Genomic DNA, 11,060 nt, shown 5'->3' on the forward strand with positions numbered 1-11,060 from the left:
TTGTCTGTGCCGCCATGCGCAAGCTTATTCACATCGCTTTTGGTGTCCTTAAATCCGGCAAGCCTTTCGATCCTCTTTGGGCAAAGTGAAATAAGCCTTGATTTTTGGATTTTAAGACGGTATCTGCCGGTATGACGGCTACTTGAAAGGTTGCTGATTCGGCTGAAAGTTGTATGTAATCAGGTAACGCCATATATTGCTTGGCGCTTTCAAACATTCTCCAGTACGAGTCCTATGCCTTAACGGGCAGGGATAATTGCACTTAATGAGTTGGATCTAAGTTTTAAAATTACTCCTCCCAGGGGCGGCAGGGTTAGCTTGACAGAGTGAAGTAAATTCATCCAGGGTATCGGTTCGGAAAGCACATCATCATTGGCGACATGGCTGCCAGCATAACTACCTGAATCCGAGTTAAAAATTTCTTGATAGGTGCCAGCTACTGGGACACCAATCAGGTAATTCTCCCTGACTACAGGCGTAAAATTAAGTATGACGATCAATTCCTGGTCATCATCCTTACGACGGTAGCTGATGACGGATTGCTCGAAATCATGACAGTCTATCCATTCAAAGCCATGATGGTCAAAGTCATGTTTAAACAAGGGCGGGTGTGTTTTGTAAACATGGTTTAAATCTTTCAGCAGGGCTTGTATGCCTTGATGAAGTGGGTATTCCAGTACGTGCCAGTCCAGGGACTGATTAAAATTCCATTGCGTACCCTGACCAAACTCGCAGCCCATGAACAGCAGTTTTTTGCCCGGGTATGTGAACATCATGGTATAAAGTAGGCGTAAGTTGGCAAACCGCTGCCATTCATCACCCGGCATTTTGTTGAGCATTGAGCCCTTGCCATGCACCACTTCATCGTGCGAAAAAGGCAGGGTGAAATTTTCGGTGAAGGCATAGAGCATGCCGAAAGTCAGCTGATCGTGGTGATATCTCCGGTGCACAGGATCTTCCTTCATATAAACCAGGATGTCATTCATCCAACCCATATTCCATTTCATGGAAAAACCCAGGCCTCCGGCCCAGGTCGGGCGGGTGACCTGCGGCCAGGCGGTTGACTCTTCGGCCATCATGACCGTACCGGGGTGCTGCTCATGGGTAACCGTGTTCAACTCCCTGAAGAAATCTATGGCTTCCTGGTTTTCGTTGCCACCATATTGGTTAGGTATCCAATCCCCGTCCTCACGGGAATAATCCAGGTACAGCATGGACGCGACCGCATCGACCCGCAAGCCATCGAGATGGAACTCTTCTAGCCAGAAAATGGCGCTGGATAAGAGGAAGTTTTTCACTTCATTGCGGCCAAAGTTATAGATCAATGTCCCCCAGTCCCGGTGCTCGCCTTTGCGGGGATCCTCGTGTTCATATAGGGCGCTGCCGTCAAAACGGGCAAGGGCAAACGCATCCTTGGGGAAATGCGCGGGCACCCAGTCCAGGATGACGCCGATGTTGTCCTGGTGGCAGGTGTCGATAAAGTAGCGAAAATCGTCGGGCGTACCGTGTCGGCTGGTCGGGGCAAAATAACCGGTGGTCTGGTATCCCCAGGAAGCATCCAGGGGGTGTTCGGTGATGGGCAGCAGTTCGATATGGGTGAAGCCCAGCCGCTTTACGTATTCGACCAACTGATCTGCCAACGCACGGTAATTGAGGAAATTGCCAAGATTATCGCGCTGCCATGAACCTAAATGCACCTCATAAATTGACATGGGTTCATGCAGCCAATCGTGATGTGTGCGCTGAGTCATCCACTGCTGATCCTGCCAAATATAGCTATTTTCCTTGACAACGATGGATGAGGTGTTGGGACGAAGTTCAAACTGTTGCCCGTAGGGGTCTGTTTTCAGCAGCACTTCATTACTGAAGCGGTTCAGTATTTCGAATTTATACAGGCAACCTTCTTTCAATCCCGGAACAAACAACTCCCAGATACCGCCACCGCCCAAGCTACGCATAGGATGACAACGGCCATCCCAGTGATTAAAGTCACCCACCACACTGACGCGCCCGGCATTGGGTGCCCAAACCGCAAACAAAACGCCCTCGATTTCGTCTGAGCTATGGAGATGCCCGCCCAGTTTTTGATAAACATGCCAATGTTTGCCTTCGCCGAACAGGTGTTGGTCAAATTCCGGCAATTGCACCGGGAAGTCGTAAGGGTCATAATCGAGGTGTGTGTTGCCGCTTTTATCTGTCCAGGATAATTGGTAATGCTTGGGCAATGGCTCCTTTCCAGCCCTATACTCCAAAAAATACTCAAAAAAATCCGTACCCGTAATGCGTTGAAAAGCCGCGTTATTATGGCTGAGCTTAACCGTTTCTGCATAAGGCAGATAAACTTTAATGTGGATTTGATTGGTTTTAAGATGCCAGCCCAAGACTGAAAAAGGATCGTGATGCCTGGCCTCCGAAATTTTTATAGATTCCGCATCCAGTACGTTTGTTGATGGTTTTTTCACCTTATGCATGCCTCTGTGTAGTAAAATTAGTTTCGGCTCATATTACCAAAAAAATAGGTGTTCTGCGTCTATTCAAACTACAGATAAACACAGGAGATAAACAATGTCAGACCGTAACGTCAGCCACCTCACCAAAAATACCATCGCACTCATTTTAGCGGGTGGCCGTGGCGCGCGCTTGAAGGATATGACCGATTGGCGGGCCAAACCCGCAGTGCCGTTCGGTGGCAAATTCCGAATCATTGATTTCCCATTGTCCAACTGTATGAATTCCGGTATCCGTAAAATAGGCATTTTAACCCAATATAAGGCCCACTCCTTAATTCTTCACATCCAGCAAGGCTGGGGGTTTTTGCGGGGTGAATTCGGTGAGTATGTCGAGCTGTTCCCAGCCCAGCAACGGCATGATATAGACTCCTGGTACAAAGGCACGGCAGATGCGGTATTCCAAAATATCGACATCCTGAGGACTCGTCAACCCGAACACATCCTGGTGTTGCCCGGCGACCACATTTACAAAATGGACTACGGTGCCATGATCGCCGACCACGTTAAGAAAAATGCCGATTTGACCATAGGCTGCATAGAAGTGTCGCTGAAAGAAGCCACCGCCTTTGGTGTGATGGATGTCGACGATAACCGCCGGGTGCGGGCTTTCGTCGAAAAACCGGCCAATCCACCGGTCATGCCGGGCAGGACAGATACGGCATTGGCGTCCATGGGGATATATGTTTTTAATGCCGATTTTCTCTACGAACAATTGATAAAAGACGCGGACACCAAAGGTTCCAGCCATGATTTCGGTAGAGACATCATCCCTTCGGTTATCGACAAATATCTGGTGAACGCTTACCCCTTCCTGGATTTACAAACGGGTGGGCAAAGTTATTGGCGGGACGTGGGGACGATAGACGCGTACTGGTCTGCCAATATGGAATTGATCGGCGTTAATCCTGAACTTAATTTGTATGACAAAACTTGGCCGATCTGGACTTATCAGGAACAAACGCCGCCCGCAAAATTTGTTTTTGATGATGAAGACCGGCGGGGACTCGCCGTCGATTCGATGGTTTCAGGCGGGAGCGTGATTTCCGGCGCGACAGTGCGGCATTCCCTGCTGTTTTCAAATGTCAGGGTCAATTCCTTTACGACGGTGCAAGATAGCATTGTGCTGCCTGATACCACCATAGGCCGTCATTGCCGTATCACCAAGGCCATTATAGAAAAAGGCTGTGAAGTCCCTGAAGGCACGGTGATTGGTGAAAACCGGGCGGAAGATGAGAAAAAATATCATGTCAGCCCGAGTGGCGTGGTTCTGGTGACCTCCGACATGCTAGGACAAAAATTGCACTACGTTAGATGAAGAACATAAAAAAAAATAAATTGCGGTTGGTCTTGTGCTGGCACATGCACCAGCCCGAATATCGTGACTTACAAACCGGGTCATTCAATCTGCCCTGGACTTATCTGCATGTCATCAAAGATTATGTCGATATGGCCGGGCATCTGGAAGCCGTGCCCAATGCCAAGGCGGTGGTCAATTTTGCGCCGATTTTGCTGGAACAAATTGAAGAATATGCCAAGCAGGTCAGCGCATATTTGCATGACCGCATTTCCATCACCGACCCTTTACTGGCAGCGCTGGTTGACCCCAGCATACCAGCCGACCTGGAAGACCGCATGAAGCTGGTGAAAGACTGCCTGCGGGCAAACCGGGAAAGGCAGGTCAACCGCTATTCTGCGTATAAGAAACTGGTCAAAATGGCTGAGTGGCTGGAACAAAACTACGGGTCTTTGGATTATGTGAATTCCCAGTTCATTTGTGACATCCTGGTCTGGTATCACCTGGCCTGGATGGGAGAAACCATAAAACTGACGGACAACCGAATAAAACACCTTATCGAAAAAGGGTCGGGCTATACCCTGCATGACCGGATTGAAATCCTGGAAATTATCGGCGAGCAACTGTCAAACGTGATTTACCGCTATAAGGCCTTGGCCAAAAGAGGCCAGATTGAGCTTTCAGTCACCCCGTACGCCCATCCCATCATGCCGTTGTTGCTGGACTTGAATTCTACCCATGAAGCCATGCCCAACGCCCCATTGCCTGATTTGAAAGCTTATCCTGGCGGCGAAGACAGGATCATCTGGCATCTCGAAAAAGGCGTACAAACGTTCAAGCGGTTTTTTGGTTTCAGGCCTGATGGCTGCTGGCCCTCAGAAGGCAGCATCTGTGAAAAAACCCTAAAAATACTCGGTGATTTCGGCTTTAAATGGGCGGCCAGTGGCGGCTCCGTCCTGCACAACAGCTTGCTGTTGCCCGAGAATGAGAAGCCAATGGGCGTACATCACCCTTTTAAGCTAAAGAAAACCAATATTCCTTGCTTTTTCAGGGATGACGGCCTATCCGACCTGATTGGTTTCGAATATTCAAAATGGCATGCGGATGACGCAGTGGGTGATTTGATTAAGCATCTGGAGAATATTGCCGCCAATGAACCGGAAGGCTCGGTGGTTTCTATTATCATGGATGGTGAAAACGCTTGGGAGTATTTCCCAAAGAATGGGCATTATTTCTTGAGCGCTTTGTATATGCGCCTGGCATCACATCCTGCCATTGAACTCACGACATTTTTCGAATGCCTGAAAAGCAAGCTGGAGATTAAGCCTTTGAACAGGCTGCTTGCGGGTAGTTGGGTCTATGGGACATTTTCGACCTGGATAGGCGATACCGATAAGAACCGCGGCTGGGATATGTTAGGTGATGTGAAGTGTGCCTTCGATAAAGCGATTTCAGCGGAACGTTTGACCGATCAACAAATCAAGAAAGCCGAATTACAACTGGCCGTTTGCGAGGGTTCTGACTGGTTTTGGTGGTTTGGCGATTATAATCCTGGCGAGGCTGTGAGTAACTTCGAAAAACAGTTCCGCTTGAATCTGGCTAATCTGTACCGCTTGTTAGGAGAAGATCCCCCTGCTTATCTGGCGCTGTCATTCACTCAAGGTTTTGGTGCGCCCGCAATGGGTGGGGCGATGCGCCCCAGCACTCAAGCATGACCAGTGGATAGAGTGTCTGCCATTTTAAACAAACGCCGTGCAGGCATCCTGCTGCACATCACCTCACTGCCCGGCTCAAGCGCAATGGGTGATTTGGGTCAGGAAGCTTATCATTTCGTAAACTTCTTGCATGATACCGGCATTACTGTTTGGCAAACGCTGCCCTTGGGCACCACCCACGAAGATCGCTCTCCCTATCAAAGCTTGTCCGCCCATGCCGGTAACCCTGAACTGATTAGCGTTGATTGGCTATGCAAGCAAGGCTGGCTGAGGTTCCCGGACATTTCCACGGAATCAAAAAACGCTTTCGAATACCCTAAAAGTATTTTACTGACAAAGGCATTTCATGGTTTTCTTAAACGTGCCGATGAAGGCAATAAAAAGGATTTTGCTGACTTTTGTCAGGCAAAATCCTTCTGGCTCGATGATTTTGCCCTGTTTATGGCGCTTCGGCATAAATTTCATCCGCAATGCTGGAACCAATGGCCTGAACATTTTAAGGAACGGGAAGCAAAAGCCCTACAGGAAGCCAGGCGGCGGCTAAAAGCACAAATAGACAGTATAAAATTTCAGCAATATGTATTTTTCCGGCAGTGGCTTGAACTAAAAGCTTACGCCGGACAACACGGCGTGTTGATGTTTGGCGATATCCCTATTTTTGTATCCTATGATAGCGCCGATGTTTGGGCTAACCGTGATGTTTTTAAGCTGGATGATGCGGGTGAAATGATTGTTGTTGCCGGAGTTCCGCCCGACTATTTTTCTGAAACCGGACAACGTTGGGGCAACCCGCACTTTAACTGGCACACCCTAAAAAAAACCGGGTTTCATTGGTGGCTAGACCGTTTGCAAACTCAACTGGAATTGTTTGACATTCTCCGTATTGACCATTTTCGCGGCCTGGAAGCTGCCTGGGAAATACCTGCATACGAGGAAACCGCCATCAATGGACAGTGGGTAAAAGCGCCCGGACATGCGTTGCTAAGCGCTATCAACGTAGCGCTGGGATCCATTCCTCTGGTGGCAGAAGATCTGGGCATCATTACTTCAGAAGTCGAGGAACTCAGGGATGAATTTCATCTGCCCGGCATGAAGATCCTGCAATTTGCCTTTGGTGACGGTCTGGATAATCCTTATCTGCCCGGCAACTATGTCACGAATTGCGTGGCCTACACCGGAACCCACGACAATGACACGACGCTCGGCTGGTCGGAAAATCTCAGTGATGAAGCTAAAACTAAAATTTATGATTATTTGGGCAACCCACAGACTTCAATACCTTGTGCGTTGATACATGCAGCCTTGGGCTCAGTTGCCAATCTTGCCGTTATCCCCATGCAGGATATCCTGGAATTAGGTTCTGAACATCGAATGAATACGCCAGGTACGGCTACAGGCAATTGGACTTGGCGCTTTCGCTGGGATCAGGTCACACCTGAACGGACAGAAAAGCTAGGGAACCTGGTGAGATTATTTGATCGGCAGGCATGATTTACAAGCCCTACCATAAAGTTTGCTTGTTGTACTGGCTTTTCGTATTATCCTTACAAAGCAAAGCTGACCATTCAGGAATATGTAAAACTAAAATCATGCCTATTGCTTAACTTGGGCATTGCTGGATGGGTTGCCGCTGGCTAAACCCCACACATTCACCGGAAAACAACAGAAGGATAACCATGAAAACACCCGTCCACATAGCGGTCACTGGGGCAGCAGGCAATATTAGCTATTCCTTGCTGTTTCGACTGGCGGCTGGATCCTTGTTAGGCCCTGACCAAGCTATCATCCTGCATTTGCTGGAAATCGCGCCCGCCATGAATGCCTTGCAGGGCGTGGTCATGGAGCTAAGCGATTGTACCCATCCCTTGTTGCATCGCGTTGAAATAACTGAAGATCCCACTGTGGCATTTAAAAAAGCTGATTATGCATTCCTGGTGGGAGCGCGTCCAAGAGGACAGGGAATGGAACGCAAAGACTTGCTGACAGTCAACGCAGAGATATTTTCCGCACAAGGCAAGGCGCTGAATGAAGTGGCAAATAGGAATGTCAAAGTGCTTGTGACCGGCAATCCCGCCAATACCAATGCGCTGATTGCCTTGCGGAACGCACCTGATTTAAAACCGGAAAACTTTTCCGCAATGAGCCGACTCGACCATAATCGCGCCCTGAGCCAGTTGGCGGAAAAATGCGGTGTGCTTTCAAAGGACGTAAAAAATGTGATTGTCTGGGGCAACCATTCTGCCACTCAATACCCTGACCTGCACCATGCCGAAGTCAAAGGTCTCGATGCCTTATCATTAGTGGAATATGATTGGTTCATCAATGAATTTATCCCCAAAGTACAACAACGCGGCACAGAGATTATCAATGTCCGTGGGCTATCCAGCGCCGCATCAGCCGCAAACGCAGCAGTTGACCAAATGAGGGACTGGGTTTTGGGTACCGATGAAGGCAGTTGGGTCAGCATGGGCATACCTTCTGACGGCAGTTATGGCATTGAGCAAGGCTTGGTGTACTCATTTCCTGTTACGGTAAAAAACGGGGAAATCACTGTGGTAAAGGGTTTGGACATCAATGAATTTAGTATGCGAAAAATGCGTGCAACAGAAGACGAATTAAGAGAGGAACGGGAAATCGTCAAACATTTGCTTTAAATAACGCTTTGCTATTTACCTAAAAAATCAGTTAGATTTGATATATACGCGCTACCGTAGGGGCAATTCCTTGTGCCTGCCCTGATACCCGGTGACCAAACTGCCCAGGCAACCACAAGGGATTGCCCCTACGAAAGCCGTGGAAACAATCTATCGCACTGCCCGGTGCTTAATAATATCCTCCACCACCGACGGATCGGCGAGGGTAGAGGTGTCGCCCAGGTTATCCAGTTCATTGGCGGCGACTTTGCGTAAGATGCGGCGCAGGATTTTACCGGAACGGGTTTTCGGCAAGCCTGCTGCCCACTGGATGACATCGGGAGTGGCTATCGGGCCGATTTCGTGCCTGACCAGTTTGATAAGCTCTGACCTAAGCTGTTCTGTCGGCGTTATCCCTGCATTCAAGGTGACGTAAGCGTATATGCCCTGGCCTTTGATGGCATGGGGGTAACCCACCACAGCGGCTTCGGCGACTTGCTCGTGCAGCACCAGTGCGCTTTCGACTTCTGCCGTGCCGAGCCTGTGGCCTGATACGTTGATGACATCGTCCACCCGTCCGGTAATCCAGTAGTAGCCGTCCTTGTCACGGCGTACGCCGTCGCCGGTAAAATAGTAACCAGGATAAGCCTTAAAATAAGCATCAATAAAGCGTTGGTGATCGCCATAAACCGTTCGCGCCTGACCCGGCCAGGGTTTGCCGATAACCAGGACTCCGGTTGCCTCGCCTGTCATAACCTTGCCATCACCGTCCATAATCTCAGGTTGTACGCCAAAAAATGGCAGTGTGGCAGAACCCGGTTTCAGTGCGGTCACACCGGGTAAGGGCGTGATCAAAATACCGCCAGTTTCGGTCTGCCACCAAGTATCCATGATGGGGCATCTGCCCCCGCCAACTACGTGATAATACCATTCCCACGCTTCGGGGTTGATCGGTTCGCCGACACTACCCAGAATCCTCAGGCTACTGCGGTCGGTGCGGGTAACAAAATCATTGCCTTGAGCCATCAATGCGCGAATCGCTGTGGGTGCAGTATAGAAAATATTGACGTGGTGTTTGTCGATCACCCGCCAAAACCGGTCTGCTTGCGGGTACGTGGGAACGCCCTCGAACATCAGGGTAGTCGCACCATTGCATAAAGGCCCGTAGATCATGTACGAATGCCCGGTAATCCAGCCTATATCGGCGGTGCACCAGTAAATATCGCCGTCGTGGTAATCGAAGACGTACTTGTGGGTCATGGCGGCATACAGCAAATAGCCGCCCGTGGTGTGCAACATGCCTTTAGGCAGGTTGGTGGAGCCGGAGGTGTACAGTATGAACAAGGGATCTTCGGCATCCATAGCTTCTGCCGGACAGATGTCTGAGACCGCCGCCATCGCTTCGTGATACCAAACATTCCGCTGTTCGTCCCAGGCCACTGGATTGCCGCTGTTCTTGATGACGATAACCTTATCGACACTGGGACATTGCGTTAGCGCTTGGTCAATATTGGCCTTGATGGGGATGACTTTACCGCCCCGATAGCCTTCGTCGGCACACACCACAAACTTGCAATCGGAATCCAGGATGCGGTCTTTAAGCGCTTCGGCTGAAAAGCCGCCAAACACCACGGAATGTACAGCACCTATGCGTGTGCAAGCCAGCATGACGGTTGCCGCTTCTGCAATCATGGGCAAGTATATACAAACGCGGTCGCCTTTTTTTACGCCCTGGGCTTTCAGTACGTTAGCGAATTTACAGACCTGTTGGTGTAATTGTCTATAGGTGATTTTTTGGCTATGTTCGGGATTGTCCCCTTCCCAGATAATCGCAACCTGATCGCCGCGCTGGGCTAGATGCCGATCCAGGCAGTTGACGCTGACATTGAGTTTGCCGCCCTCAAACCAGCGTATGTAACCCTCGGCGTAATCATATGCCATGACCGTATGCCAAGGCTGGCCCCAGTCCAGAAATTGCTCAGCCTGCTCAGCCCAGAATTGTTCCGGCTGGTCAATGGAACGTTGGTACATGGCTTGGTACATTGCCTGATTGATGTGGGCATATGCAGCCAGTTCTGGTTTTACGTCGTAGATTTTGGCTTCTGACATGATTGTTCCTACGTGTTATTAAAGGAAATTGGTTATTGCCCTAACTCTCCCCGTGGGCATAGGTATCTAACGCAACGCGTCATCTCGGCAGGGATTGCCGAGATCCAGAAGCCATGGATGCTAATGTCAAATATTGCCATCCGTTTTTTTAGCTACATGGAACTCCTTTTGAGCAGTCTTCACATCCCTGTGTCCTGGATTCCGGCGACCTCCATGGATGGAGGAAGTGCGGAAGAGGATATGGAATCCTCGCCGCCAATCCATGCCGGAATGACGGCGTAGTGACTTGTGTAGACCTATACCTCATGGAAGAAGAGATTTTAGTTCACATCAGGATTTACAAGCTGATTGCACGGCACAAAGCCAAGGCCGCAGGCTGCCAATGGGCAATCGCCCAATCCAATATTTCACCTACTGAAACACCTTTAAGTTTATCAGGCGGATTTTGCATGAGCAACTTCAACAAGTCAAAGAGTGTTTTATTGGCCGATTGGGTGTCCACTGTCGTTGCCAAGGTTTGTTTGCTGAGTTTATGGCCGTATCGGTCGACGAGTACGGGTACGTGCATATAGGCTGGCGTAGGCAAGGCCAATATTTTCTGTAGATAGATTTGCTTGGGCGTTTCTTCCAACAAATCGCATCCGCGCACGACATGGTTGACTTTCTGTAAGGCATCATCAACCACCACGGCGAACTGGTATGCAATAATCCGGTCTTTGCGCTTTAAGATGAAATCGCCGTGTAGCCTTGCCAGATTATGGCAATTCAAACCCTGCAATTCGTCTTGAAAAGATAAGGC

At 49.5% G+C, this 11,060-nt stretch carries 8 protein-coding genes; 4 read left to right on the forward strand and 4 right to left on the reverse strand.

All coding sequences use genetic code 11. From position 1 onward, the window contains the following. Positions 1–28: 28 nt before the first annotated feature. Complete coding sequence (locus ACLQ6D_RS08125; RefSeq protein WP_411726781.1) at positions 29–217, reverse strand: hypothetical protein; 189 nt, start codon at positions 215–217, stop codon at positions 29–31. A gap of 22 nt (positions 218–239) precedes the next feature. Beyond that, positions 240–2,462, reverse strand: a complete 2,223-nt coding sequence (gene glgB, locus ACLQ6D_RS08130; protein WP_411726782.1) for a 1,4-alpha-glucan branching protein GlgB — start codon at positions 2,460–2,462, stop codon at positions 240–242. A gap of 103 nt (positions 2,463–2,565) precedes the next feature. Here glgB and glgC point away from each other — a divergent pair, with 103 nt between their 5' ends. The 4 genes from glgC (at position 2,566) to ACLQ6D_RS08150 (ending at position 8,173) form a co-directional block, all read left to right on the forward strand. Further along, positions 2,566–3,825: a glucose-1-phosphate adenylyltransferase gene (glgC, locus tag ACLQ6D_RS08135; RefSeq protein ID WP_411726783.1), complete on the forward strand. Its 1,260-nt coding sequence runs from the start codon at positions 2,566–2,568 to the stop codon at positions 3,823–3,825. Then, positions 3,822–5,519 (forward strand): glycoside hydrolase, encoded by a 1,698-nt coding sequence (locus tag ACLQ6D_RS08140; RefSeq protein WP_411726784.1) that lies wholly within the window; start codon positions 3,822–3,824, stop codon positions 5,517–5,519. Before glgC ends, ACLQ6D_RS08140 begins: the two co-directional genes overlap by 4 nt. A 12-nt stretch (positions 5,520–5,531) precedes the next feature. Further along, a complete protein-coding gene (malQ, locus tag ACLQ6D_RS08145; protein ID WP_411726788.1) occupies positions 5,532–7,010 on the forward strand; it encodes a 4-alpha-glucanotransferase in 1,479 nt (492 codons plus the stop codon). A 185-nt stretch (positions 7,011–7,195) separates the two neighbouring features. Next, a complete protein-coding gene (locus ACLQ6D_RS08150) occupies positions 7,196–8,173 on the forward strand; it encodes a malate dehydrogenase (RefSeq protein ID WP_411726785.1) in 978 nt (325 codons plus the stop codon). A 150-nt stretch (positions 8,174–8,323) separates the two neighbouring features. Here ACLQ6D_RS08150 and acs read toward each other — a convergent pair whose 3' ends face one another. Beyond that, the gene (gene acs, locus ACLQ6D_RS08155) at positions 8,324–10,261 is read right to left on the reverse strand and encodes an acetate--CoA ligase (protein WP_411726786.1); all 1,938 of its coding nucleotides are present in this window, start codon (positions 10,259–10,261) and stop codon (positions 8,324–8,326) included. A 337-nt stretch (positions 10,262–10,598) separates the two neighbouring features. Next, positions 10,599–11,060 (reverse strand): glutamate--tRNA ligase family protein (locus tag ACLQ6D_RS08160; protein WP_411726787.1); only part of this gene is annotated, 462 nt, incomplete at its 5' end.

Source organism: Methyloglobulus sp., assembly GCF_046714055.1.
GTDB lineage: Bacteria > Pseudomonadota > Gammaproteobacteria > Methylococcales > Methylomonadaceae > Methyloglobulus.

What these genes read in the sequence shown, in the direction of transcription:
- ACLQ6D_RS08125 (WP_411726781.1), bottom strand. Translation starts at nt 217, where the DNA reads ATGTTTGAAAGCGCCAAGCAATATATGGCGTTACCTGATTACATACAA.
- ACLQ6D_RS08140 (WP_411726784.1), top strand. Translation starts at nt 3,822, where the DNA reads ATGAAGAACATAAAAAAAAATAAATTGCGGTTGGTCTTGTGCTGGCAC.
- ACLQ6D_RS08150 (WP_411726785.1), top strand. Translation starts at nt 7,196, where the DNA reads ATGAAAACACCCGTCCACATAGCGGTCACTGGGGCAGCAGGCAATATT.
- glgC (WP_411726783.1), top strand. Translation starts at nt 2,566, where the DNA reads ATGTCAGACCGTAACGTCAGCCACCTCACCAAAAATACCATCGCACTC.
- acs (WP_411726786.1), bottom strand. Translation starts at nt 10,261, where the DNA reads ATGTCAGAAGCCAAAATCTACGACGTAAAACCAGAACTGGCTGCATAT.